The organism is Rhizobium leguminosarum bv. viciae USDA 2370, from assembly GCF_002008365.1.
GTDB lineage: Bacteria > Pseudomonadota > Alphaproteobacteria > Rhizobiales > Rhizobiaceae > Rhizobium > Rhizobium leguminosarum.
The window spans coordinates 25,491-49,606 of the sequence record NZ_MRDL01000025.1; the positions used below are offsets into that span (position 1 = coordinate 25,491).

The window sequence follows — 24,116 nt, forward strand, 5'->3', positions numbered from 1 at the left end:
GGCGATGAGGTGCCGCGCGCGTTCGCGTCGCGGCACTTCTCAATTGCGCGATGTTCATTGTTCAGCCGCTCCAGAAAATCCCCCACGTTCAACGAACGCGGCCCACCGGCTGCATCAACCGATCGCCCCCACGCAGCTGACCTGAAGCTTCGCTGCGCTCCGGGATGTTGACAAGTGACGCCTGATATTTTACGACTGACGAAATTCAAAATTCGTCAGTCGTAATTCGAGGCATCGAAAGTCATGGACGAGATCGCGGAAAACACGCTCGACATCACCCGGCAGGAGAATGTCACACGCATTCTCGACGCGGCCGAACGGCTGTTTCGGCACTATGGCTACAGCAAGACGACGGTGGCCGACATTGCCCGCGATCTCGGCATGTCGCCCGCCAATATTTATCGTTTCTTCGCCTCCAAGGTGGAAATCCACCAGGCGCTCTGCGGGCGCATGCTCGCCACCGCTTATCAAATCGCCTACGACATCCGCCATCAGCCTATCAGCGCCAGCGAGCGGCTGCGCCGCTATGTCGAGACCCAGCATCAGTTGACGCTCGATCTGATGCTCGACGAGATGAAGGTGCACGAGATGATCATCGTCGCGATCGAGCGCGACTGGCATGTCATCGAAAAGCATATCGACCGTGTTCATGATCTCATTGCCGAAATTATCGCCGAAGGCATTGCAGCCGGGGAATTCGCCGAGCAGGACCCGGTCGTTGCCTCGCGCTGCTTCGGTGCGGCGACGATCAATCTCTGCCATCCGCAGATGGTGGCGCAATGTCTCGCCAAAACGAACCGCGCAAGCGTCGACGAACTGATCGACTACGTGATCAGGGCGCTGAAGAAATAATGGACGGCAGCCGCCGTCGGAACCCCGAAACGATCCAGGAGTGCGGAAGATGTTTTCGCTCAAGACCCTCAGCCATCGCATGCCGTCCGTCGCCAGTCTCGTGCTCGTCGGCGCCATCGGTATCGGCGTTTCCGCCTGCTCGGAAGAGAAGGCTGAGGTCAAGGAAGTCATCCGGCCGGTGAAGGTCGTCGAGATCGCCAAGGCCGGCGACACCCGCAAGCTCGACTATTCCGGCTCGGTCAAGGCGCGTACGGAGATGAACCTCGGCTTTCGCGTTGCTGGCAAGATCACCGAACGCCTGGTCGATATCGGCGACAAGGTGAAACCGGGCGACGTGCTCGCTCGGATGGACTCCACCGATTACCAGCTGGCGGTCAAGACGGCGGAAGCCAATCTCGCAGCCGCTGAAAAAGGCGTCGAAACCGCCGATCTCGTGAACAAGCGCAATCAGCAGCTCTTCGACAAGAATGTTTCGCCGAAATCCCAGCTCGAGCAAGCCTCGCTCAGTTACGATCAGGCCGTTTCAAGCCGCGATGCCGCCGTCTCGGCACTCGATCAGGCGAAGAACCAGGTGAGTTATGCGGAGCTGAAGGCCGACCACAACGGGATTGTCACGACGATCAATGCCGATGTCGGCCAGGTCGTTGCGTCGGGCACTCCCGTCGTCGCCGTTGCCGTCGACGGCGAAAAGGAAGTCCAGATCGCCGTTCCGGAAAATGACATTGCCGAATTCAAGCCGGGCAAAACAGTCAAGGCAAGCTTCTGGGCCGACGACAGGCTGGTGCTCGACGGCAAGGTGCGGGAGGTTTCCGGAAGCGCCGACCAGCAGTCGCGCACCTTTGCGGTCCGGGTGAGCCTGCCGAACGATCCGCGCGTTTTGCTCGGCATGACGGCGACGATCGAGGCCGATGTCAGCAACGGCAACAGCTATGTCTCGATCCCGCTCAGTGCCCTGGCTGAAAAGGACGGCAAGCAGATGGTCTGGACCGTCGACCGCGACACGGCGACCGTGCATGGCCGCGACATCAAGGTCGCCGATTTCACCGGCGACGGCGTGCATGTGACCGAGGGTCTCGATACCGGCGATCTCGTCGTTGCGGCCGGCACGCAGTTCATGAGCGAAAACCTGAAGGTGAAGGTGCCGGATCAGCAGTCGGCCCTGGCTGCCACCGACCAGACCGTTCGCTGAACGCGCCATAAAGAGAGAACAGGACCATGGACGCCACCACCACCGAAAAGCGGCCCTTCAATCTGTCGCGCTGGGCGATCGGACATCCAAGCATCGCCCGCTTCCTCTTCGGGCTGATCATCATCACCGGCGTGCTCGGGCTGATGCGCATGGGCCAGCGCGAGGATCCCGAATTCACCTTCCGCGTCATGGTCGTTCAGGCGATCTGGCCGGGTGCTTCCATCCAGGAAATGGAAGATCAGGTCGTCAACAAGATCGAGCGCAAGCTGCAGGAAACGCCGCATATCGACTGGGTCAAGTCCTATACGCGGGCAGGCAGTGCGATCATCACATTGCAGGTCAAGGGCGACACGAATTCGCAAGAGGTGGCGGATGCCTTCTACCAGGTGCGCAAGAAGGTCGGCGACATCTCCAGCGAGCTGCCGCAAGGCCTGCTCGGCCCCTATTTCAACGACGAGTTCGGCGATACCTTCATCACGCTGCATTCGATCAGCGGCGACGGCTATTCCTATCCGGAACTGAAGAAGTTCGCGATCCAGGCGCGCGACATGCTGCTGACGACGCCGGGCGTCGAAAAGGCCGTCATCATCGGCGACCAGCCTGAGAAGATCTATATCGACGTCTCGTCGAAGGCGCTCGCCGAGCGCGGCCTGACGATCCTCGATCTGCAGAACGCCATCAAGGGCCAGAATAATGTCGATCCGGCCGGCTCCGTCGATACCGGCCTGCGCTCGGTGCGCATATCGGTCGAAGGCGACGTGAAGAAGGCGGCCGATATCCGCGAGCTGCGCCTTCGCGCCGGCGGCCAGGTCACGCGCCTCGGCGATATCGCCACCGTCAGTTCCGGGCTCGAAGATCCCTACCAGCGCAAGTACCGTTTCAACGGCCACGACAGCGTTCAGGTCGGCGTCGTGATGGCCAAGGGCTTTAACGTAACCGATGTCGGCAAGGGCGTGGAAGCGACCTATCAGCGTTTCGAAGAGGCGCTGCCCTACGGCGTCGCCGTCGATCAGATCGCCAACCAGCCGGACGTGGTGACCGATGCGGTCAGCGAATTCATGCATGCACTCGGCGAAGCTCTCATCATCGTGCTCGTCGTCTCGTTTGTGTCGATCGGCTGGCGATCGGGCCTCGTCATCGCCATTGCCATTCCGCTCGTGCTGGCCGCCACCTTTGCGCTGATGTACGAACTCGGCATCGACCTGCAGCGCATCTCGCTCGGCGCACTGATCATCGCGCTCGGCCTGCTTGTCGACGATGCAATGATCGTCGTCGAGATGATGGAGCGAAAGCTGGAGGAGGGGCTCGTCAAGATCGACGCGGCAAGCTTCGCTTATTCCTCGACTGCCTTCCCGATGCTGACCGGCACGCTGATCACCACGGCCGGCTTCATTCCGGTCGGCTTCGCCGCCTCGACGGCCGGCGAATATGTGCGCTCGCTGTTCTACGTCGTCGGCATCGCGCTTGTCACCTCGTGGTTCGTCGCGGTCTACTTCACGCCGTGGCTCGGCTATATGATCCTCAAGCAGCGCCATCACGCCGGCGAGCATCGCGACGCCTTCGACACCGGCTTCTATCGCCGGCTGCGCGGCACGGTCAGCTGGGCGGTGCGCCACCGCGTCATCGTGCTGCTGCTGACGCTCGGCACCTTTGTCACCAGCCTCTGGGCCTTCCAGTTCATTCCGCAGAATTTCTTCCCGCAATCCTCGCGGCCGGAAATCCTCGTCGATCTCTGGCTGCCCGAGGGCACCAGCATCAAGGAAGTCGAGGTGCAGGCAAAGGCGCTTGAAGCCAAGATGATGGATGATCCCGACAAGCGGTTCATTGCCACCTATATCGGCGAAGGCGCGCCGCGCTTCTTCCTGCCGCTCGACCAGCAGCTGCGCAATCCGAACTTCGCCCAGCTGCTCGTCATGGCCAACGACGAACCGGCGCGCGAGCGGCTGATCGTCAAGCTGCGGACGATCCTTGCGGAAGACTTCCCCGATATTCGCGGCAAGGTCGACCGCCTCTTCCTCGGTCCGCCGACTGGCTGGCCGGTGCAGATGCGCGTCATGGGGCCCGACCGCCAGGAAGTCAGGGAGATCGCCAACCAGGTAAAGGCGCGCTTCCAGGCCAATCCAATGCTCGGCGCCATCCATGACGACTGGCTGGAAGAGGTGCCGGCGATGAAGCTGGTGATCGACCAGGATCGCGCCCGGGCACTTGGCGTCTCCTCGCAGCGAGTCCGTCAGATGCTGCAGACCGCCATGTCAGGGGCTGCGCTCGACGATTTCCGCGACGGCGAGGAGACGGTTTCGATCGTCGCCCGCGAGCCGGATGCCAGCCGTTCGCTGCTGTCGGCGGTCAACTCGGTCTATGTCCCGACGGATTTCGGCGGCTTCGTGCCGGTCTCGCAGGTCGCCAAGGTCGTGCCCGTCATGGAGCAGGGCATCGAATGGCGGCGCGACAGGCTGCCGACGATCACCGTGCGCGCCACGTTGCCTGACGATGTGCAGCCGAACGACGTGGTGATGAAGATGTATGCCGACATGAAGGACCTGCGCGACAGGCTGCCAGCCGGCTACAAGGTCGAGATCCAGGGCGGCGCCGAGGATGCAGCGGAAAGCCAGATGTCGATCGCCGCCAAGGCGCCGATCATGCTCGCCGTCATCATCGTGCTGCTGATGGTGCAGCTGCAGCATTTCGGCAAGGCGATGCTGGTGCTCGCCACCGGACCGCTTGGTATCATCGGTGCGGCGGCCGCATTGCTGATCAGCGGCGCGCCCTTCGGCTTCGTGGCGATCCTCGGCGTCATCGCGCTGCTCGGTATCATCATGCGCAATTCGATCATCCTGGTCGACCAGATCGACCAGGATATCAAGGCCGGCATGCACCGGCAGGAGGCGATCGTCGGCGCGGCCGTGCGCCGTTTCCGGCCGATCATGCTGACGGCGCTGACCGCCGTGCTGGCGCTGATCCCGATCTCGCGCGGTGTCTTCTGGGGTCCGCTCGCCTACGCGATGATGGGCGGCATCCTGGTTGCGACCGTGCTTACCATTCTGGTTCTGCCCGCCGGTTACGCCCTTTTCTTCGGCCGAGAGCCGAAGGCAAAGGACGAGCCAGGCCGGCATGCCGACGCCATCCAGGAAGAGGCGGATGACAGACATCCGCCGGCGTTGGCAGCTGAGTGAGGACGGCGCGGCGAAAGCCGCGCCGTTTTCCTTGCAGATCACAGCTTACTCATCAAGCAGCGTCGCTGCCTATAGCGCCGCGCAGTCTTTACTGCCTGCTTCGTCTTGGAGCTGCGCGCCGATTCCATTGCCGCCTCGAAAAAGCTAAGCTGCGAAAGCATGCCGGGAGACCAACCACGATCCCGACCACCAACTGACGGGGCAAGGCACGATCATGGCCGATTACCATCTGGAAGCAAGCTGGAGCCCGATCGAAGGCAGCTTTGGGCGCCTGACCTTCACGCTGTTCAATCTTTCGGCCGAGCCACTGTCGACATTCTTGCTCGCCTATACATCAGAGACGCGGGTTGCCGACAAACATGTCTGCGATGGCGGCAGCCTCAAGCGGCGGGTCGCGCATTTCCATGAATTCCTGCCGCCCGAAGACCTGAGCGTGCCGCCCGGCGGGCGCTGGCGGTTCACCGTCGAGGGGCTGACCAAGGAGCCGAAACATGCGACATCAGGTGTCAAATCGGCCTATCTGACACTCGGTGACGGGCGCCACGTTCCTGTCGGTTTTGGCGATCTCATGCTCGAAGGCCGGAATGGCGGCGTGGCGCCGCCGCTTCTGCCGCCGGGCCGGGCCGAGGAACCTTACTCGCTGCTGCCCTGGCCGCTGGCGCTCGGGCTGAAGGCGGGAGAGCTGCCGGTTATCCTTTATCCGGCCGAGCGGATGCGGCCCGATGCGGTCAAGGCGCTCTCGCTGGTTCTCGCGCTCTACCAGCGGCTCTATCCGGCCGACAACGTGCCGTTTTCCCTCAGTGCCGTCGAAGGCGGGCGGGCCATTCGTTTCGTCACCGAATCGTCGATCGCCGCCTTTGCCTACGAATTGCGTTTTACGGCGCATGAGATCGTGCTTTCGAGCGCGGATGTCGCCGGGCGGCAATACGGGCTGATCAGCCTGGCGCAACTGCTGCACGGCGCCCGCGCCGATCGCGAGCGCTTCAAATTCCCCAATTTCGGCACGATCGCCGACCAGCCGCGTTATGACTGGCGAGGCTGCCATCTCGATGTGTCCAGGCAGTTCTATCCGGTGGCGGACGTCGTGCGGCTGATTGATATTCTCGCCTGGAACAAGCTCAACATCTTCCATTGGCATCTGACGGATGACGAAGCGTGGCGGCTGGAGATCAAGGCCTATCCCGCGCTGACGGAGATCGGCGCCCGGCGCGGGCCGGATGAGGTGCTCGTGCCGCAGCTCGGCGACGGGGCGCAAACGCGCTCCGGCCATTATACCCAGGAGGACGCCAGGCGGATCGTTGCGCATGCAGCCTCGCTGTATATCGAGGTGGTGCCGGAAATCGATATTCCGGGCCACAGCATGGCGACGCTGTTCTCACTGCCCGAGCTCGTCGACGGGCAGGAGGCGCCGGACAGTTACCGCTCGGTGCAGGGTTATCCGAACAACGCTCTCAATCCGGCGGTGGAATTCACCTATGAATTTCTCGGCAAGGTGTTCGACGAAATGGTGGCGCTGTTTCCCGGCGAATATCTTCATATCGGCGGCGACGAGGTCGCGCATGGCTCCTGGCTGTCCTCGCCGCTCTGCAAGGCACTGATGGAGCGGGAGAAACTTGCCGGCACCGCCGAGCTGCAATCCTATTTCCTGAAACGTATCAAAGCCATGCTGTCGGAACGCGGCAGGAAACTTGCCGGCTGGAACGAGGTCTCGCATGGCGGCGGCGTCGACCGCGACGGCACGCTGCTGATGGCCTGGGAAAAGCCCGCCGTCGGCATCGAGCTGGCACAGGAAGGCTACGACGTGGTGATGACGCCAGGGCAGGCCTATTATCTCGACATGGCGCAGGCTGAGGCCTGGGCCGAGCCCGGCGCCGCCTGGGCGGGCTACGCGCCGCCGGAACACACCTATGCTTACGAGGCCGAGGGCGAGTTGCCGGAGGCGCTGCAGGATAAGATGCGCGGCATCCAGGCCTGCATCTGGACCGAGAACTTCATCTCGCGCGCCTATTTCAACCGGCTGGTTTTTCCGCGTCTCCCGGCGGTCGCCGAGGCTGCCTGGACGCCTTCTGTGCGTAAGGACTGGGATCGCTTCGCCGCGATCGTGCGGATGTGGCCGGTGCTTTAAGGAATCGCAATTCCGGATGGAAAATCGCTTCGCACTTTTCGTGGAATTGCTTCAGGCCGTCTCGGCCTTCAGCCCCAAAAGCGCTGCGCCGATCAGGCCGGGTTCGATGCGGCATTCGCTGCGCACCACCAGTGGGCGATCGAACTTGCGCAGGATGCGGGCGCGCACGGCGTGGTCGAGTTCGGCAAGCAGCGGCTCGACATTGGAAAGCCCGCCGCCGACCGGTACGATGGTCGCGCCGGTGATGTTGATCGTCAGCGCCAAGGGCGAGGCGACGAGATCGACATAGACGTCGATCGTCCGTGTCGCCCTCTCCTCTCCACGGCGCCACTGAGCGATGATCTCTTCGCTGGCAAGGTCGAGATCGTGCAGCGTCTTGTGCAGTCGCTCCAGGCCGCGGGCGCCGCCGACAGTGTCGACGCAGCCCTTCTGGCCGCAGCCGCAGGCATAGGCGGGAATGGCCGCAGGCGGATTGCCGGCCGCGGATGCGATGATCGGCCCATGGCCCCATTCGCCGGCAAAGCCGCCGGCCTCGTTGACGAGGCGCCCGTCGGCAACCAGGCCGCCACCGACGCCGGTGCCGAGGATGGCGCCGAAGACGATGCGGTGGCCGCGGCCGGCGCCGAGACCGGCTTCGGCAATAGCGAAACAGTCGGCATCGTTGGCAATCAGCACAGGCAGGCCGAGTTCGGCTTCGAGATCGGCCGCGAGCGTGCGGTCGTGGATACAGGGAATGTTGGCGCAGATCAGGCGCTGCGTATCGGGATCGACGACGCCGGCGATGGAGAGGGCGATGCCGTTCGGCTGTTCGCCGGTTTCGGCGATGATGTCGCGCAGGGTCTCGACGAAAGCGGCAAAATCATCCCTGGGTGTCGGGCGGCGGCCGAGGGGCACGATGTCTGTCTCGGAACGAGCGATGCCACCCTTGATGGCGGTGCCACCGATGTCGAATGAAATGATCATTGCCACTCTGCCGTTTCTCTGGTCTCCCAGCGTCTGCTTGCATTGTTGGCGGGGAATTTCAAGCGCTCATTCGGCGGGGTGTCGCCGGCTTTAGGGCGTGCCGTGTGCCATCCCCGCTGTTCTGCAGGACATCTCTCCCGCAGGTCGAATAGGCGGACGGTTCTCCGTCTTCCATTCCGTCATGGCAAGACGTTGGAGAAATCTGGTGATCCCCAGCCCATCGGCTCCGATCGCAACGGTAATTTCTAACCCCGCAAGTCATTCAATTGGCATATTGCATCGCCAGAATCCGGCCCTACACTTTCATAAACTGTCGGACCCACGACAATCGATACGAGAGAAAACAGTACCATCCGAAGACCACGTCCCAAAGGCCGCCGCCTCTCATCCATTTTGCGGCAGATGGCCGCCGACCACAGCCGCGAACGGATCTCGATCGGCGATCTATTCGACACGATGGGTGACAGGGCGATCAGCGCGTTGATGCTGATCTTCGCGCTTCCGAACGCCTTTCCTACTCCGCCGGGCACCTCGGCCGTGCTCGGGGCGCCATTGATCTTCCTGGCAGCGCAACTGACCTTCGGGTTGAAACCCTGGCTACCGAAGGTGATTGCCAACCGTTCGATGCGCCGGGAGGATTTCGAGACCATTGTCGGCCGCATCCACCGCTGGCTCGCCTGGGCCGAACGCATGCTGAAACCGCGGCTGGCGATCTTCGCCGAACCGCCGGCGGAATATCTGGCCGGGGCGGCATGCCTGCTGCTGTCGATCGTGCTGTTGCTGCCGGTCCCGCTCGGCAATATTCTGCCGGCGATCACGATCTCGACCTTCGCTTTCGGCATATTGGGCCGTGACGGTCTTTTCGCGCTCATCGGCTTCGTGATGACGGCCGTGTCGCTCGTTATTGCCGGCGGGGTGATTTACGGTCTCGTGAAGGCAGCGATCTATCTCGTCCTGCGATGGCTTGCCTAAGCGGGGGTTTGCCCGAGTGAAGGCGGTTATTTGGCTGGGCTCCCTGCAACAGGCTCGACATTTGCCGGAATTTTGTTTTGATCTGGCGCGATACAGACTCAAATCATGTTCGGCGACGGCGCGCCGGCTCACTTTGCGCGGTAGGCATTAGATGGTAAAAAGATCCGAGACCCCTGCACGGCTCGACGATGCGGCGCGTGCCGGCTGGCTCTACTACGTCGCCGGGCGCACGCAGGACGAAATCGCCGCTGCGATGGGCATCTCACGGCAATCGGCGCAGCGGCTGGTGTCGCTGGCGGTCGCCGAGCGCCTGATCAAGGTGCGGCTCGATCATCCGATCGCAGCCTGCCTGGAGCTCGGAAGTCAGCTGCGCCGTAAATTCGGGCTGAAACATGTGGAGGTGGTGCCAAGCGATCCCGCGTCGTCGTCGACGACGGTCGGTATCGCCGAGGCAGCGGCGGCCGAGATCGAGCGGTGGCTGAAACGGCCGGAGCCCATCGTACTCGCCATCGGTACCGGCCGCACCCTGAAGGCGGCGGTCGACCAGCTTCCGGCGATCGAATGTCCCAATCACCGCATCGTTTCGCTGACCGGCAATATCGCCCCGGACGGATCGGCGGCCTATTACAACGTCATCTTCAGCATGGCCGATGCGGTGAAGGCACGACACTATCCGATGCCGCTGCCGGTGCTCGTCACCTCGGCGGAGGAGCGCGAGTTGCTGCATGGCCAACAGCTGGTGCGCTCGACGCTTAATATGAGCGCCCAAGCCGATGTCACCTTCGTCGGCATCGGCGAGCTCGGCATCGATGGGCCGCTCTGCGTCGACGGTTTTCTCGAGAAGGACGAGATGATGGAGCTGATGCGGGGGGGCGCTGTCGGCGAAATCTGCGGTTGGATCTTCGATGTCGATGGCAGGTTGATCGACAACCCGATCAATGAGCGCGTCGCGTCCGCGCCGATCCCATCCCGCGATGCATCGATGGTCATTGGGCTGGCCAAGGGCAAGCGCAAGTTCAAGGCGATCAGGGCCGCCGTTGTCGGCCATCAAATCAACGCTCTGATCACCGACGAAGAGACTGCTGAGTTTTTGCTCAAGAACTGAGCAAAAAATATTATATTTAAATCAATGGGATGACTATTGCCTTCGGCACTGCAGCAACGATTGCCGATTGACATTCTTTGTCGTTTGTTGAGTAATTGCCCATGAGCGAAGCGAATGCTCACACCCCATCTTCTGGGAGGAAGATTATGACATTGAGAACTTTTCTGCTGGGCGCCTGCTCAGCACTGGCGTTTGCCGGCATGGCTTCGGCCGAAACGCTGACGATCGCGACCGTGAACAACGGCGACATGATCCGGATGCAGAAGCTGACGGATGACTTCAAGGCGAAGAATCCCGGCATCGACCTTGAATGGGTAACCCTCGAAGAAAACGTGCTGCGCCAGAAGGTTACGACCGACATCGCGACCAAGGGCGGCCAGTACGACGTTCTGACGATCGGCACCTATGAAGTTCCGATCTGGGCAAAACAGGACTGGTTGTTGCCGCTCGACAATCTCGGCGCCAATTACGACGTCGACGACCTGCTGCCGGCAATCCGCAGCGGCCTGACTGTAGACGGCAAGCTCTATGCTGCGCCGTTCTATGGTGAAAGCTCGATGGTCATGTACCGCAAGGACCTGTTCGACGCTGCCGGCCTGAAGATGCCCGACGCGCCGACCTGGGACTTCGTCGCCGACGCTGCCCGCAAGATTACCAACAAGGACAAGGAAATCTACGGCATCTGCCTGCGCGGCAAGGCCGGCTGGGGCGAGAACATGGCCTTCCTGACGGCCATGTCCAACTCCTTCGGCGCCCGCTGGTTTGACGAGAAGTGGAAGCCGCAGTTCGATCAGCCGGAATGGAAGGACACGCTCGACTTCTACGTCAAGCTGATGAAGGATGCCGGCCCTCCGGGCGCCTCCTCCAACGGCTTCAACGAGAACCTGGCGCTGTTCCAGACCGGCAAGTGCGGCATGTGGATCGACGCAACGGTTGCCGCTTCCTTCGTCGCCGATCCGAAGCAATCGCAGGTCGCCGACAAGGTCGGCTTTGCGCTCGCCCCGGACAAGGGCCTCGGCAAGCGCGGCAACTGGCTCTGGGCCTGGAGCCTCGCCATCCCGGCAGGGACCCAGAAGGCCGAAGCTGCTGAGAAGTTCGTCGCCTGGGCAACCAGCAAGGAATACAGCAACCTCGTCGCCGAGAAGGAAGGTTGGCTGAACGCACCTCCGGGCACCCGCAAATCGCTCTATGCGAATGCGGACTACCAGAAGGCGGCTTCGTTCGCCAAGATGACGCTCGACTCGATCGAGTCGGCCGATCCGACCAAGCCGACCGTCAAGCCGGTCCCCTATGTCGGCGTCCAGTTCGTGGCGATCCCGGAATTCCAGGGCATCGGCACGGCAGTGGGCCAGCAGTTCTCGGCAGCTCTTGCCGGCCAGCTTTCGGTCGACCAGGCCCTGCAGAGCGCACAGCAGCTGGCAACCCGCGAAATGACCAAAGCCGGCTACATTAAATAAAACCTCCTGAGCAAGGGGCGGATCCTTGACAATCCGCCCCTCTGGGTCGCCGATTGCCCGAACTGCATCGGCGGCCTCTTTTTTCAAACAAAGCTGCCTTGCGGCCGCTCCCCGCTTCCGTCCAGATCGGTGATTGCCATGGCAACGTTACATACCCGCTCCGCCGCGCGCCTGATGATTGCGCCCTCCGTGCTGCTGCTGTTTGCGTGGATGATCGTCCCGCTTGTGATGACGATCTATTTCTCGCTGCTGAACTACAATCTGCTCAGCCCCGGCATGGAGAGCTTCGTCGGCTTTCTGAACTACGAATACTTCTTGTCCGACCCTGCCTTTTTTGCGGCGCTGATCAATACGCTGCTGCTCGTCGCCGGCGTGTTGCTGATCACCGTCATCGGCGGCATCGCCTTTGCGCTGCTGCTCGACCAGCCGATGTATGGCCAGGGCATCGTGCGCATTCTGGTGATCGCGCCGTTCTTCGTCATGCCGACGGTGGCAGCACTGGTCTGGAAGAACATGTTCATGAACCCGGTCAACGGCCTCTTTGCCCATCTTGCCAAGGCACTCGGCCTGCAGCCGATCGACTGGCTGGCGAATGCGCCGCTGTTTTCCGTCATTCTGATCGTCGCCTGGCAGTGGCTGCCCTTTGCTACCCTCATCATGCTGACCGCGTTGCAGTCGCTCGACGAGGAGCAGAAGGAAGCCTCCGAAATGGACGGCGCCGGGCCGATCTCGAAGTTCATCTACATCATCCTGCCGCATATGGCGCGTGCCATCACCGTGGTGATCCTGATCCAGACGATCTTCCTGCTTTCGGTCTTTGCCGAAATCCTCGTCACCACCAATGGCGGGCCGGGCACCGACAGCACCAACCTCACCTATCTCGTCTATGCCCAGGCGCTGCTGCAGTTCGATATCGGCGGGGCATCGGCCGGCGGTATCGTGGCTGTTATCCTCGCCAATATCGTCGCGATCTTCCTCGTGCGCCTCGTCGGCAAGAATCTGGAGGCTTGAGATGGCCAGAAAAGTCACAACGCAGCGCAAGCTCATCGTCACCGCGATCGCCTGGACGCTCGGCATCCTGATCTTCTTCCCGATCCTCTGGACGTTTCTGACCAGCTTCAAGTCGGAAGCCGACGCCATCGCCTCGCCGCCGCAATTCCTGTTCTTCCACTGGACGACGGAAAACTACGCCGAGGTTCAGAGCCGGTCGAACTATCTCAGCCACTTCATGAACTCGGTGATCATCTCCTTCGGCTCGACGCTGATCGGCCTGATCATCGCCATTCCCGCCGCCTGGGCGATGGCGTTTTCGCCGACCAAGCGGACCAAGGACGTGCTGATGTGGATGCTGTCGACCAAGATGATGCCGCCTGTGGGCGCGCTGATCCCGATCTACCTGCTGTTTCGCAATTCGGGTCTGCTCGACACGCGCACCGGCCTCGTCATCGTGCTGACGCTGATCAACCTGCCGATCATCGTCTGGATGCTCTATACCTACTTCAAGGAAATCCCCGGCGAGATCCTCGAGGCGGCGCGCATGGATGGGGCGTCGCTGATGAAGGAGATCGTCTACGTGCTGACGCCGATGGCGGTGCCCGGCATTGCCTCGACGCTGCTTTTGAACATCATCCTTGCCTGGAACGAGGCGTTCTGGACGCTCAACCTCACCGCCTCGAAGGCGGCGCCGCTGACGGCCTTCATCGCCTCCTATTCCAGCCCCGAGGGCCTGTTTTACGCCAAGCTGTCGGCGGCATCGACGATGGCGATCGCGCCGATCCTGATCCTTGGCTGGTTCAGCCAGAAACAACTCGTCCGCGGCCTGACCTTCGGCGCTGTGAAATAACATAAAAGGGAGAGAAACATGGGCAGCATTACCCTTCAGAAGGTTTCCAAGGTCTTCGGCGAAGCCAAGGTCATCCCTTCGATCGATCTCGACATCAAGGACGGCGAGTTCGTCGTCTTCGTCGGCCCGTCGGGCTGCGGCAAGTCCACGCTGCTCCGGCTGATCGCCGGGCTCGAGGATGTCTCCGGCGGCAAGATCGTCATCGACGGCAGGGACGCCACCGAAAAGGCGCCGTCTGAGCGCGGCCTGGCCATGGTGTTCCAGTCCTATGCGCTTTATCCGCATATGAGCGTGCGCAACAACATCGCCTTCCCGCTGAAGATGGCCGGCGTCGACAAGGCGGAGATCGACCGCAAGGTGACGGATGCCGCCCGGGTGCTGAACCTCACCGATTATCTCGAACGCAAGCCGCGTCAGCTGTCCGGCGGCCAGCGCCAGCGCGTGGCGATCGGCCGCGCCATCGTGCGTCAGCCTTCGGCCTTCCTGTTCGACGAACCGCTGTCGAACCTCGATGCGGCGCTACGCGTCAACATGCGCCTCGAAATCAGCGAGTTGCATCAGCAGCTGAAGACGACGATGGTCTACGTCACCCACGACCAGGTCGAGGCGATGACCATGGCCGACAAGATCGTCGTCCTGAACAGGGGCAATATCGAGCAGGTTGGCTCGCCGCTCGAACTCTATAGCCGCCCCCGCAACCTGTTCGTCGCCGGCTTCATCGGATCGCCGAAGATGAACTTCATCACAGGCCAACACGCCGCCGCGCTGAATGCACATACCATCGGCGTCCGGCCCGAACATGTGCTGTTGTCGATGGAGAGCGGCGATTGGAAGGGCAGGGTCGTGGTCGCCGAACATCTCGGCTCCGATACCTTCCTGCATATCGATGCCGATGGCATCGGCATGGTGACGGCGCGCGGTAGCGGCGACTTCCCGGCCAAAGCGGGAGACACGGTCTTCCTGACGCCGGACCGTTCGCGTATTCACAAATTCAACGAGGGCGGCCTTGCCATCTGAGGCAGGCGGCCGGGCTGGGGGCAGGCATGCGAGCCGGACAATGGCGCCCGGCCGCTTCCGGTAGACCTTCAAGAGGACTGAAACATGACGTGCAAATTATCGCTGGCAACGCTTTCGGATGTGGCGCGCACTGCCGCCATCCCTGGATATGACAGGGCATCGCTGAAAGCCGGCATCGTGCACTTCGGCGTCGGCAATTTCCACCGTGCCCACCAGGCGATCTATCTCGACGATCTCTTCAACGCCGGCACGGATCACGACTGGGCGATCGTCGGCGCCGGTGTACTGCCGTCGGATGCCGCCATGCGCGAAAAGCTCGCGGCGCAGGATTTCCTGACGACAGTGGTCGAACAAGACAACAACAAGACGGCGGCGCGCGTCACGGCACCGATGATCGACATTCTGCCGGTCGGCGATGCCGCTGCGATCATCGCCAAGCTTGCCGATCCCGAGATCCGCATCGTCTCGATGACGATCACCGAGGGCGGCTATTTCATCGACGCATCAGGCACATTCAATCCGACCCATCCGGCGATCGCCGCCGACGGACAAAATCCCCACGCGCCGAAGACAGTGTTCGGCCTGATCGTCGCCGGCCTGAAAGCGCGCAAGGACAGGGGCATCGGTCCCTTCACCGTCATGTCCTGCGACAACATTCCCCATAATGGCGTCGTCACCGCCAATGCCGTCGTCGGCACGGCGGCACTTTCGGACCCTGCCTTTGCCGACTGGATCCGGGCGAATGTCGCCTTCCCGAACGGCATGGTCGACCGCATCACGCCGGCGACCAGCCAGCGCGAGGTCGATTTCCTCCGGGACAATTTCCAGATCGAGGACAGTTGGCCGGTCTATTGCGAGGAATTCAAGCAATGGGTACTCGAGGATAAGTTCACGGCTGGCCGGCCGGCGCTGGAAAAGGTCGGCGTCACCTTCGTCCCCGATGTCACGCCCTACGAGCACATGAAGATCCGCATCCTCAACGGCGGGCATGCCGCGATCGCCTATCCGGCGGCGTTGATGGACATTCATTTCGTTCATGATTCCATGGAAGACCCGCTGATCCGCGCCTTCCTTGCCAAGCTCGAGAAAGACGAGATCATCCCGATCGTGCCGCCGGTGCCGAACACGTCGCTGACGGATTATTTCGCCCTGATCGAACATCGCCTGCTCAATCCGAAGATTGCGGATACCATTCCGCGGCTGGCGCAGGACGGCTCCAACCGCCAGCCGAAATTCATCCTGCCGTCGACACTCGACAATTTGCGTCAGGGCAGGGACGTCGTCGGCCTGGCGCTGGTTTCAGCTCTCTGGTGCCGCTATTTCGCCGGCAAGTCCGACAGCGGCAAGGATATCGTCTTCAACGATGCGAGCGCAGAGCGCCTGCATGCGGCGGCGCTGAAAGCCAAGGACGACCCGTCGGCCTTCCTCGTCTTCGACGATATTTTCGGCGAAGTGGCGAAATCCGAACTTTTCCGCAAGCGTTTCGCTTATGCTCTCAAAACCCTGTGGGAAAAGGGCACGCGGGAGACGCTGCAGCTCTATCTCGACGGCAAGCTCGCAGTGTAAGGAATCCGGATGGCGGTATCTGCTGCCGCCATTCATCCGGCCTTGCGAGCGACGCGGGACGGTAACACGTCCGAATTGAACTCAGGTTGGGTCTTCCATGGCTGATGCTGAAACACGGCTGGTCATCTTCGATTGCGATGGCGTACTCGTTGACAGCGAGCCGATCTCGATCAGCGTGCTCGTCGGGGCGATGAACGATCTCGGCGTCTCGATCACCGAGGACCAGGCTTATGAGCGTTTTCTCGGCCGCAGCCTGTCTACTCTCATCGATACGCTGGAAACCGAATTCAACGTTCATGCCGGCGAGGAATTCCTCGAGCGTATCCGCACCGATCTCTACGCCCGTTTTCGCACGGAACTGAAGCCGATCGAGGGTATCGCCGCGACGATCGACGGGCTTGGCCTTCCCTGTTGCGTTGCCTCGTCGAGCCAGATGGAGCGAATCCGGCTGTCGCTGTCGGTGACCGGACTTCTCGACAAACTGCCCGACATCTTCAGCGCGACGATGGTCAAGCGCGGCAAACCGGCGCCTGATCTCTTCCTGCATGCGGCGCGTGAAATGCAGGTCGAGCCTGCTCATTGCCTTGTCGTTGAAGACAGCCCGGCCGGCGTTGCCGCCGCCAAGGCGGCAGGCATGACGGTCTTCGCCTTCACCGGCGGATCACACGCCAACTTCGCCGGATACCGTGCCGAACTCGACCGCCTTTCGCCGGAAGTGGTGTTTGACGCCATGCCGGATTTGATACACCTTGTCCGCAACCATAAGCTGGACGGGACCAAGACTTGATGCGTGATCATGTGGTTGCGGTAGATATCGGCACGGGCAGTGCGCGCGCCGGCGTCTTCGATGCACGTGGCCGACTGCTCGCCAAGGCGGAGCATCCGATCGTGATGAACCGGCCGCGCGAAAACCATGCCGAGCACGATTCCGAAGATATCTGGTCGGCCGCCTGCATGGCGGTGCGCAGGGCGATGGAGCAATCCGGCATCGCCGCCGCCTCGGTCGGAGCGATCGGCTTCGACGCCACCTGTTCGCTCGTCGTCCGTGACGTCGAGGGCCGGCAGCTCAGCGTTTCCACAGGCGGGGAGAGGCGTTTCGACACGATCGTCTGGCTCGACCATCGGGCGCTGAAGGAAGCCGATTTCTGCACGGCGACGCAGCATAGAGTGCTCGAACATTCCGGCCACGTGATGTCGCCGGAAATGGAGATGCCGAAGCTGATGTGGCTGAAGAAGAAGCTGCCCGCCACATGGGAAAAGGCCGGCTACTTCTTCGATCTCGCCGATTTCATGACATGGAAATCGACCGGATCGCCCGCCCGCTCGCGTTGCACGCTGACGGCGAAATGGAACTATCTCGCCCATCTCGAAAAGGGCTGGCAGCAGGATTTCCTGGAACGGATCGGCCTTGAGGACCTTCAGGCGCGCGGCCACCTGCCGGATGAGACCACGCCTGTCGGAGACAACGTCGGCCGGCTGACGCAGGAAGCGGCGGAAGCGCTGGGGCTGACGACGGACTGCCATGTCGCTGCCGGGATGATCGACGCCTATGCCGGCGCACTCGGCGCGCTCGGCGGCTACGCCGCCGATCCTGTCAAACGCGAGCACCAGCTGGCGCTGATTGCCGGCACGTCGAGCTGCATCGTTACCTTCTCGCGGGAACGTAAACCGAGCCATGGCATGTGGGGTCCCTATTACGAGGCTGTCTTCCCGCAGTCCTGGCTGGTGGAGGCCGGGCAATCGGCGACCGGCGCGTTGCTCGACCACATCGTGCGCATGCATGCGGCCGGTGGCGAGCCGACGGCAGCGCTGCATCAGAAGATCGTCGCGCGCATCGCCGAATTGCGGGCTGAGGAGGGCGATGACTTCGGTGCGCGGATCTTCGTGCTGCCGGATTTCCATGGCAACCGTTCGCCGCTCGCCGATCCGCATGCCGTCGGCGTCGTCAGCGGGCTGACACTTGATACGTCCTTCGACGGGCTCTGCGCGCTCTATTGGCGGTCTGCGGTGGGGATTGCGCTCGGCATCCGCCATATCCTGGAAATGATGAAGGAATACGGCTACATGCCCGATACGCTGCATATTGCCGGCGGGCATGTGAAGAACCCGGTGCTGATGGAGCTTTATAGCGATGCGACCGGCTGCAAGGTCGTGGTGCCGAGGATGAACGAGGCGGTGCTGCTCGGCACCGCGATCGCAGCATCCGTCGCCTGCGGCTTGTACAAGGATCTGGCGGCGGCCGGCGAGGCGATGTATCCGGGCGGCGACGAACGGCTTCCCGACAAGGCCAAGCGGGCGCTTTACGACCGCGACTACCGCCGTCTTCTCGCCATGCACCGGCACCGCGCCGAACTGGAAACGATGCAATAGACGCCGCCTATGCGCTGGCCTTTTAAATTAGTGGTTTGCCGTCTCGCCGAGGACTGTCGCGAATTCCATCATGCGGCGGCGGCGAAGCGCAGCCTCTTCTCCGACTTGGAGGATGACGGATTCCGACAGGCAATCGAGCAGCGCGATCAGCGGCGGAAGATTATCGAGATCGGGGGCGCGAGCGGGCGGCAAGGGCAGCATGACGTTCGACTGGTCCGCCATCCAGTCCGCTTGCTGCGGCGAAATGAGCACCACCTTATAACCGTAGCGCCGCGCCGTTCTGGCAAGCAGCCGTGCCTTGGCGAAGCGGCGGCAATCGATGATGACAAGCAGCGCGTCGTCGACCGCCAGCCGGGCGAAGAGTTCCGCAAAACGGTTGTCGGCGGCGTCGAGGGTGCGCACGCCGTCGCGGGCTTGCGTCAGCCGCTGACAGAAATGATTGGCCAGGCTTGAGAGCCGCGCATGCGTGGCGATCGACACTTCGCGGGCAGTGCTGATCAAGCCGACGGCCTCCGACCAGTGCGCCTGCGCCGTCAGATGATAGATATGATGGAGGGCCTGGATCTGTTCGGCGACCAGCACGGCGAGCGGTTTACCCTCCGCGGCGTCCGCATGCAGCTCGCTCATAGCGCTCTGCAATTGCGCCGGCGATGTCGTCACGGTCTCGCGAATCTCCACCTTGACGCTGTCCAGTCCCTGATAGCCGAGCGCGCGCAGGAAGCGCCCGACGGTCATCGGCGAAAGATCCAGCCTGTCGGCGACGGACGCAGCCGTCTCGAACGGCAGATCGTTCAGGTGCTCGGTGAAATATTTCGCGATACGGCGTTCGGCCGGCGTGCCGGTTTTTGCGTATTGCCTGAGTTTGTGCACAAAGTCTTCCACATCAGCCTCCCCCGTCTTCCCTCAGAGGCGTTCCGGGGGTGCGCTGTTGCGCGCCCTTGTCTTTGCAACTATTCTCGGAAGCTGCTTCTCAGGCCCATGCGTATTTTAGATGCCTTACAATATTATATTAGCATTCAGTTTTCGACAAGTTTTCTATTACAGAATGCAATTTTATTCTCTCTTGTCGATGGCCTCCACCTTTCCTACATCTTCGGCGCAACCGGAGACGCCTGAGACATGATTCTTGACGCCGCTCGACTTTCGCTCGCCAATTTGTTCGCATCGGAAACACGTTCTGTCTTCTGGAAGGTGCTCGGCCTGACGATTCTCGTGCTCGTCGGCCTCTGGTTCGCTTTGCGCGGGGCCTTCATGGCCTTCCTCTTTCCCTGGCTCACGGGCTTCTTTCCCGATATGCCGGATTGGGCGGGGTGGCTCGCTTTCCTCTTCGCGATCCTTGCCGGTATCGGCCTTGCGCTGATGCTGGCGCTGCTGCTGTCGCCGGTGACGGCGCTGATCGCCGGCCTGTTTCTCGACGATGTCGCCGATGTCATCGAAAAGCGCGACTATCCCAAGGACGCGCCGGGCACCGCCATGCCGCTCGGTCCGGCGATGGCAAGCTCGATCAAGTTCCTCGGCGTGGTGATCCTCGGCAATATCGTGGCATTGTTGTTGCTGTTTATCCCCGGCGTCAATCTGGTCGCGTTCTTTCTGGTGAATGGCTATCTGCTCGGACGGGAGTTCTTCGAATTCGCCGCTATGCGCTCCCGTTCGCCTGATGAGGCACGGCTCTTCCGCGCCAAGCATGCCTCCACCGTCTTTCTCGGCGGGCTGGTGATCGCCCTCTTTCTGGCGATCCCGATCGTCAATCTGCTGACACCGCTTTTTGCCGCCGGCATGATGGTGCATCTGCACAAACTGGTTTCCGCACGGGATACCGGTTTGCGGACCTAGAGCCTTTTCGGGTTAGATTGAAGCATTCTGTTGGCTCAAACGGAGTCGGATGGTCGATCAGCCGGCCCGTTTCAGCCAACCCGAAGGGCCGGGCATCTTTTCGTCAGGGCAAAGGCGATCGGCTCGGACGTACCTTGGGGTATGCCCGTCGCCAATCGCCTTTGCCCTGACGAAAACCTGCTCCGGCAGAATGCTTCAATCTAACCCGGAAAGGCTCCAAGGCTCAACCAGGCAGGGCGGAGACGTCGTACATCGCCGCAAATTCAGCGCTCGGCGGGATCGGCTTGATGATGTCGATCAGCACACCGTTCGGATCGGCAGTGATGAAATGCCGCTGGCCGAAATCCTCGTCGCGGATTTCTCTCAGAATTGGCAGGCCGGCGCTCCGGCAGGCTGCATAGATTGCATCGACATTGGCGACCTCGAAATTGAGGAGCAGGCCAGACACCTTGCCGCGGGCTATAGTCGGGATGGTCTCGTGGCTGTTGTCAAGGATGGCAAGCGCGATGTGCTCATTCTCTGCCGATTGCAGGTGAACGTACCAGTCGCTCTCGAACAGAGCTTTGAAGCCGAAATGCGTACAATAGAAGCTGGCGGTGCCGGCAACGTCGTCGGTCATGATGACAGGATAATAGCTCGTCGATTTCATCTCTTTTCCTCCTTTGCATTTACATACAAACTGTATGTTTTTGCCTATTAACATACATTCAGTTTGTATGTAAAGAGAGCGTATGAGCCGCAGCAATCGCGAGAGAACGGAACAGACGAGACAGGCGCTGATCGACGCCGGTCGGCGCCTCTTCGTCGAGAAAGGTTATGCCGAAACCGCGACGCCGGAGATCGTGGCGGCGGCGGGAGTGACGCGTGGCGCGCTCTATCATCATTTTGAAGACAAGAAGGCGCTTTTTCGCGCGGTTATCGAATGCGAGGCGAAAGCGGTGGGCGAGGCCATCGAGGCGCGCTCGGCGTCTTACGACGCGCCGCGTGCCACGCTGATCGCCGGTGCCTCGGCCTATTTCGATGCGATGAGGGCGGAAGGGCGCACGCGGCTGCTGCTGATCGAGGCACCTGCCGTTCTCGGCTTGTCGGCGACCGCGGCGATCGATGCAGAGAATGCGGAAGCGACGCTGCGGGCAGGGCTTGCAGCCATGCTTCCGAAGGCCGGCGCTATGCTCGAACCGCTGACGTCGCTGCTATCGGCGGCCTTCGATCGCGCGGCGATCGCGATCGAGGCGGGCGCTGAGAGGCGGCATTACGAACAGGCGATCGCTGTTCTACTCGACGGCCTCGCCGATCATCTGTGGCGGTAGCTCGACGAGCGGCGCCGGCACATCCCAACTCTTCTCCGGCGATTTGCAGAGATCGGCAATGACGCAACGCTCGCATTCAGGCCGGCGCGCCTTGCAGGTGTAGCGACCATGCAAGATCAGCCAGTGATGGGCGTGATAGAGGTAATGCTTCGGGATCACCTTCATCAGCCGCGCCTCGACCTCGTCTGGCGTCTTACCGGGGGCAAGCCTGATGCGATTGGCGATGCGGAAGATGTGCGTATCGACGGCCATCGTCGCCTGGCCGAAGGCCATGGACAGCACGACATTGGCGGTCTTGCGGCCGACGCCCGGCAATCTCACCAGTTCGTCGCGCGTCTCCGGCACCTTGCCGCCGAATTGGTCGACCAGCATCTGTGAGAGCGCGATAACGTTTTTCGCCTTGTTGCGGTAGAGGCCGATCGTCCTGATGTAATCGCGCAGCCGCTCCTCGCCGAGATCGAGCATCTTTTCCGGCGTATCGGCAACCTTGAAGAGCGCGCGCGTCGCCTTGTTGACGCCGACATCGGTCGCTTGCGCCGAAAGCGCGACGGCGACGACGAGCGTGAAGGGGTTGGTGTGCTCGAGCTCGCCCCTCGGTTCCGGCCGCTGCACCGAGAAGCGACGGAAGATTTCCTCTCGCTCGGCCAGTGAATAGGCGGTGCGCACCGCTGCCGCCGATTTGCGGCTGACGATCACTTTCGTATCCTGAGGCGTCTTGGTAACGGATTTGAGTTTCGGATTTGCCATGGAAACTCTATACTCAGCAGCCATGATGGAAAGCAACGCCGACAGCTCCAACGAGCAGCCTGTTTTCGCTGCCGAACTCTTTCCCCACCGGTCACTTGGCCGCCGGGGCTTCAAGGTGCTGCTTGCCCTGTCCGGTGCGGTCTGCTTCCTCTACGGCATGTTCTTCATCGCGACAGGCGCCTGGCCGATAGGCTTCTTCTTCGGACTGGATTTCGTGCTTCTCTACGGCGCCTTCTGGCTGAATTACCGCTCCGGAAAAGCGCGCGAACAGGTGACGGTGTCGCGTATGGACGTGTCGGTGCGCAAGTTTACGCCATCGGGACGGATGGTAGAGCATCATTTCAATCCGTTCTGGGCACGCTTCCTCGTTCGCCGGCACCAGGAGATCGGCATTCTTTCCATGCATATCTTCGGTGAGGGTCGGCGCACGGATATTGGCTCCTTCCTCAATCCCGACGATCGCGAAAGCTTCGCCAAGGCCTTCAAGGGAGCACTGGCGACGGTCAAGCAGCGGATCTGAGCTAGAGCGGTTCAGCTTTTCACGGAAGCGCAGAACCGCTCTAGCTTTTGCTTTTACGCAATTCCGGACGGAAAACCGCTTCGCACTTTTCCTGGAATTGCTCTATCCAGCGGCTACGCAAGAATCGGGTGGTTTGCTCACCCCCTATTGACTATCTCCTTGTGACAAGGAGAAAGACGATGAATATGATTGCCAACCTGCAGACAGACATCACGCCTGACGGCCCTGATTATGACATTGTCCGTCGGGTAATCGAACTCATCACCGAGGATTACCGCGACCAGCCTTCGCTGGAGGCGATCGCGGCACGGCTCAACCAGTCGCCGACCCAGCTGCAGAAGACCTTCACCCGGTGGGCCGGCCTGTCGCCCAAGGGCTTCCTGCAGGCGGTGACGCTCGACCACGCCAAGCGATTGCTGCGTGGGGAAGACATGCCGTTGCTCGAGACCTCGATTGAGGTCGGTCTCTCCGGGCCGAGCCGCCTGCACGACCTCTTCGTCACGCATGAGGCGATGTCGCCCGGAGAATGGAAGGCGAAGGGCGGTGGTCTCACCATCCGCTACGGCTTCCACATCTGCCCCTTCGGCGTGGCGTTGATCATGGTGACCGACCGCGGCCTTGCCGGCCTTGCCTTCAGCGATTCCGGCGACGAGCGGGCCTGCCTCGAGGATATGACTTGCCGCTGGCCGAATGCCTGTTATGTCGAAGACCTGCAGGCGACGGTTCCCTATGCCGCCCGCATCTTCGAGCCCGGCAAATGGTCCTCGGACCAGCCGCTGCGTGTCGTGTTGATCGGCACGGACTTCCAGGTGCGCGTCTGGCAGAGCCTGTTGAAAATCCCGTTCGGCAAGGCGGTCACCTATTCCGATATCGCCAACGATATCGGCCGGCCGACGGCGCAACGCGCCGTTGGTGCGGCGGTCGGGGCAAACCCGATCTCCTTCGTGGTGCCCTGCCATCGGGCGCTCGGCAAGAATGGCGCGCTGACGGGCTACCATTGGGGCCTCACCCGCAAACGGGCGATGCTCGGCTGGGAATCGGCGCACGCCTGAGCGGGTTTCCTGGGCGGAGGCC

At 61.7% G+C, this 24,116-nt stretch carries 21 protein-coding genes; 17 read left to right on the plus strand and 4 right to left on the minus strand.

Annotation, left to right across the window (positions count from 1 at the left end):
- The first annotated feature begins 243 nt into the window (after window positions 1-243).
- The 4 genes from BS629_RS11150 (at window position 244) to BS629_RS11165 (ending at window position 7,339) form a co-directional block, all read left to right on the plus strand.
- Entirely contained in the window at window positions 244-852 is a 609-nt protein-coding gene (locus BS629_RS11150) for a TetR/AcrR family transcriptional regulator (protein ID WP_018243668.1), read from the plus strand.
- Window positions 853-901: 49 nt separating this feature from the next.
- Window positions 902-2,041, plus strand: coding sequence for an efflux RND transporter periplasmic adaptor subunit (locus BS629_RS11155; RefSeq protein ID WP_018243667.1), 1,140 nt, complete (start codon window positions 902-904; stop codon window positions 2,039-2,041).
- Between the two features lie 26 nt (window positions 2,042-2,067).
- Window positions 2,068-5,214 (plus strand): efflux RND transporter permease subunit, encoded by a 3,147-nt coding sequence (locus BS629_RS11160; protein ID WP_018243666.1) that lies wholly within the window; start codon window positions 2,068-2,070, stop codon window positions 5,212-5,214.
- 214 nt (window positions 5,215-5,428) lie between these two features.
- Complete coding sequence (locus tag BS629_RS11165) at window positions 5,429-7,339, plus strand: beta-N-acetylhexosaminidase (protein WP_018243665.1); 1,911 nt, start codon at window positions 5,429-5,431, stop codon at window positions 7,337-7,339.
- Between the two features lie 51 nt (window positions 7,340-7,390).
- On the opposite strand, the gene BS629_RS11170 is transcribed toward BS629_RS11165, so the two are convergent.
- A complete protein-coding gene (locus tag BS629_RS11170) occupies window positions 7,391-8,302 on the minus strand; it encodes an ROK family protein (RefSeq protein WP_018243664.1) in 912 nt (303 codons plus the stop codon).
- Between the two features lie 393 nt (window positions 8,303-8,695).
- Between BS629_RS11170 and BS629_RS11175 the strand changes: the two genes are divergently transcribed.
- From BS629_RS11175 to BS629_RS11215, 9 genes are all read left to right on the plus strand, one after another.
- Window positions 8,696-9,274 carry an exopolysaccharide biosynthesis protein gene (locus BS629_RS11175; RefSeq protein ID WP_018243663.1) on the plus strand — a complete coding sequence of 193 codons (579 nt, stop codon included), beginning with the start codon at window positions 8,696-8,698 and terminating at the stop codon, window positions 9,272-9,274.
- Between the two features lie 151 nt (window positions 9,275-9,425).
- On the plus strand, window positions 9,426-10,379 hold the full coding sequence (locus tag BS629_RS11180; RefSeq protein ID WP_018072680.1) for a sugar-binding transcriptional regulator: 954 nt from the start codon (window positions 9,426-9,428) through the stop codon (window positions 10,377-10,379).
- Window positions 10,380-10,525: 146 nt separating this feature from the next.
- Entirely contained in the window at window positions 10,526-11,836 is a 1,311-nt protein-coding gene (locus tag BS629_RS11185) for an ABC transporter substrate-binding protein (RefSeq protein ID WP_018243662.1), read from the plus strand.
- 138 nt (window positions 11,837-11,974) lie between these two features.
- Window positions 11,975-12,847: a carbohydrate ABC transporter permease gene (locus BS629_RS11190; protein ID WP_018243661.1), complete on the plus strand. Its 873-nt coding sequence runs from the start codon at window positions 11,975-11,977 to the stop codon at window positions 12,845-12,847.
- A gap of 1 nt (window position 12,848) precedes the next feature.
- Window positions 12,849-13,679, plus strand: a complete 831-nt coding sequence (locus BS629_RS11195) for a carbohydrate ABC transporter permease (protein ID WP_018072683.1) — start codon at window positions 12,849-12,851, stop codon at window positions 13,677-13,679.
- A gap of 18 nt (window positions 13,680-13,697) precedes the next feature.
- Window positions 13,698-14,696: an ABC transporter ATP-binding protein gene (locus tag BS629_RS11200; RefSeq protein WP_018243660.1), complete on the plus strand. Its 999-nt coding sequence runs from the start codon at window positions 13,698-13,700 to the stop codon at window positions 14,694-14,696.
- A gap of 84 nt (window positions 14,697-14,780) precedes the next feature.
- On the plus strand, window positions 14,781-16,262 hold the full coding sequence (locus tag BS629_RS11205) for a mannitol dehydrogenase family protein (RefSeq protein WP_018243659.1): 1,482 nt from the start codon (window positions 14,781-14,783) through the stop codon (window positions 16,260-16,262).
- 97 nt (window positions 16,263-16,359) lie between these two features.
- Window positions 16,360-17,049, plus strand: coding sequence for an HAD family hydrolase (locus BS629_RS11210; protein ID WP_018243658.1), 690 nt, complete (start codon window positions 16,360-16,362; stop codon window positions 17,047-17,049).
- Window positions 17,049-18,632 carry an FGGY-family carbohydrate kinase gene (locus BS629_RS11215; RefSeq protein WP_026188533.1) on the plus strand — a complete coding sequence of 528 codons (1,584 nt, stop codon included), beginning with the start codon at window positions 17,049-17,051 and terminating at the stop codon, window positions 18,630-18,632. The genes BS629_RS11210 and BS629_RS11215 overlap by 1 nt, the downstream gene beginning before the upstream one ends.
- A 27-nt stretch (window positions 18,633-18,659) precedes the next feature.
- Here the strand turns inward: BS629_RS11215 and BS629_RS11220 are convergent, their stop codons facing one another.
- Window positions 18,660-19,514 carry a MurR/RpiR family transcriptional regulator gene (locus tag BS629_RS11220; protein WP_018243656.1) on the minus strand — a complete coding sequence of 285 codons (855 nt, stop codon included), beginning with the start codon at window positions 19,512-19,514 and terminating at the stop codon, window positions 18,660-18,662.
- A gap of 237 nt (window positions 19,515-19,751) precedes the next feature.
- Here BS629_RS11220 and BS629_RS11225 point away from each other — a divergent pair, with 237 nt between their 5' ends.
- Window positions 19,752-20,465, plus strand: a complete 714-nt coding sequence (locus BS629_RS11225; protein WP_018243655.1) for a sulfate transporter family protein — start codon at window positions 19,752-19,754, stop codon at window positions 20,463-20,465.
- 223 nt (window positions 20,466-20,688) lie between these two features.
- Here the strand turns inward: BS629_RS11225 and BS629_RS11230 are convergent, their stop codons facing one another.
- A complete protein-coding gene (locus tag BS629_RS11230) occupies window positions 20,689-21,114 on the minus strand; it encodes a VOC family protein (RefSeq protein WP_018243654.1) in 426 nt (141 codons plus the stop codon).
- Window positions 21,115-21,196: 82 nt separating this feature from the next.
- On the opposite strand from BS629_RS11230, the gene BS629_RS11235 reads away from it, so the two are divergent.
- Window positions 21,197-21,775 carry a TetR/AcrR family transcriptional regulator gene (locus BS629_RS11235; RefSeq protein ID WP_018243653.1) on the plus strand — a complete coding sequence of 193 codons (579 nt, stop codon included), beginning with the start codon at window positions 21,197-21,199 and terminating at the stop codon, window positions 21,773-21,775.
- Here BS629_RS11235 and nth read toward each other — a convergent pair.
- On the minus strand, window positions 21,740-22,546 hold the full coding sequence (gene nth, locus BS629_RS11240) for an endonuclease III (RefSeq protein WP_018243652.1): 807 nt from the start codon (window positions 22,544-22,546) through the stop codon (window positions 21,740-21,742). The genes BS629_RS11235 and nth overlap by 36 nt on opposite strands.
- Between nth and BS629_RS11245 the strand changes: the two genes are divergently transcribed.
- A complete protein-coding gene (locus BS629_RS11245) occupies window positions 22,545-23,042 on the plus strand; it encodes a DUF2244 domain-containing protein (RefSeq protein WP_018243651.1) in 498 nt (165 codons plus the stop codon). The two genes, nth and BS629_RS11245, sit on opposite strands and share 2 nt — an antisense overlap.
- Window positions 23,043-23,221: 179 nt before the next feature.
- A complete protein-coding gene (locus tag BS629_RS11250) occupies window positions 23,222-24,094 on the plus strand; it encodes a methylated-DNA--[protein]-cysteine S-methyltransferase (RefSeq protein ID WP_026188532.1) in 873 nt (290 codons plus the stop codon).
- Window positions 24,095-24,116: the final 22 nt, after the last annotated feature.

Bases quoted from the DNA above. Each gene is read 5' to 3' on its own strand.
- BS629_RS11150 (WP_018243668.1), top strand. From the start codon at position 244: ATGGACGAGATCGCGGAAAACACGCTCGACATCACCCGGCAGGAGAAT.
- BS629_RS11155 (WP_018243667.1), top strand. From the start codon at position 902: ATGTTTTCGCTCAAGACCCTCAGCCATCGCATGCCGTCCGTCGCCAGT.
- BS629_RS11160 (WP_018243666.1), top strand. From the start codon at position 2,068: ATGGACGCCACCACCACCGAAAAGCGGCCCTTCAATCTGTCGCGCTGG.
- BS629_RS11165 (WP_018243665.1), top strand. From the start codon at position 5,429: ATGGCCGATTACCATCTGGAAGCAAGCTGGAGCCCGATCGAAGGCAGC.
- BS629_RS11170 (WP_018243664.1), bottom strand. From the start codon at position 8,302: ATGATCATTTCATTCGACATCGGTGGCACCGCCATCAAGGGTGGCATC.
- BS629_RS11180 (WP_018072680.1), top strand. From the start codon at position 9,426: ATGGTAAAAAGATCCGAGACCCCTGCACGGCTCGACGATGCGGCGCGT.
- BS629_RS11185 (WP_018243662.1), top strand. From the start codon at position 10,526: ATGACATTGAGAACTTTTCTGCTGGGCGCCTGCTCAGCACTGGCGTTT.
- BS629_RS11190 (WP_018243661.1), top strand. From the start codon at position 11,975: ATGGCAACGTTACATACCCGCTCCGCCGCGCGCCTGATGATTGCGCCC.
- BS629_RS11195 (WP_018072683.1), top strand. From the start codon at position 12,849: ATGGCCAGAAAAGTCACAACGCAGCGCAAGCTCATCGTCACCGCGATC.
- BS629_RS11200 (WP_018243660.1), top strand. From the start codon at position 13,698: ATGGGCAGCATTACCCTTCAGAAGGTTTCCAAGGTCTTCGGCGAAGCC.
- BS629_RS11205 (WP_018243659.1), top strand. From the start codon at position 14,781: ATGACGTGCAAATTATCGCTGGCAACGCTTTCGGATGTGGCGCGCACT.
- BS629_RS11210 (WP_018243658.1), top strand. From the start codon at position 16,360: ATGGCTGATGCTGAAACACGGCTGGTCATCTTCGATTGCGATGGCGTA.
- BS629_RS11215 (WP_026188533.1), top strand. From the start codon at position 17,049: ATGCGTGATCATGTGGTTGCGGTAGATATCGGCACGGGCAGTGCGCGC.
- BS629_RS11225 (WP_018243655.1), top strand. From the start codon at position 19,752: ATGATTCTTGACGCCGCTCGACTTTCGCTCGCCAATTTGTTCGCATCG.
- BS629_RS11230 (WP_018243654.1), bottom strand. From the start codon at position 21,114: ATGAAATCGACGAGCTATTATCCTGTCATCATGACCGACGACGTTGCC.
- BS629_RS11235 (WP_018243653.1), top strand. From the start codon at position 21,197: ATGAGCCGCAGCAATCGCGAGAGAACGGAACAGACGAGACAGGCGCTG.
- BS629_RS11245 (WP_018243651.1), top strand. From the start codon at position 22,545: ATGATGGAAAGCAACGCCGACAGCTCCAACGAGCAGCCTGTTTTCGCT.
- nth (WP_018243652.1), bottom strand. From the start codon at position 22,546: ATGGCTGCTGAGTATAGAGTTTCCATGGCAAATCCGAAACTCAAATCC.
- BS629_RS11250 (WP_026188532.1), top strand. From the start codon at position 23,222: ATGAATATGATTGCCAACCTGCAGACAGACATCACGCCTGACGGCCCT.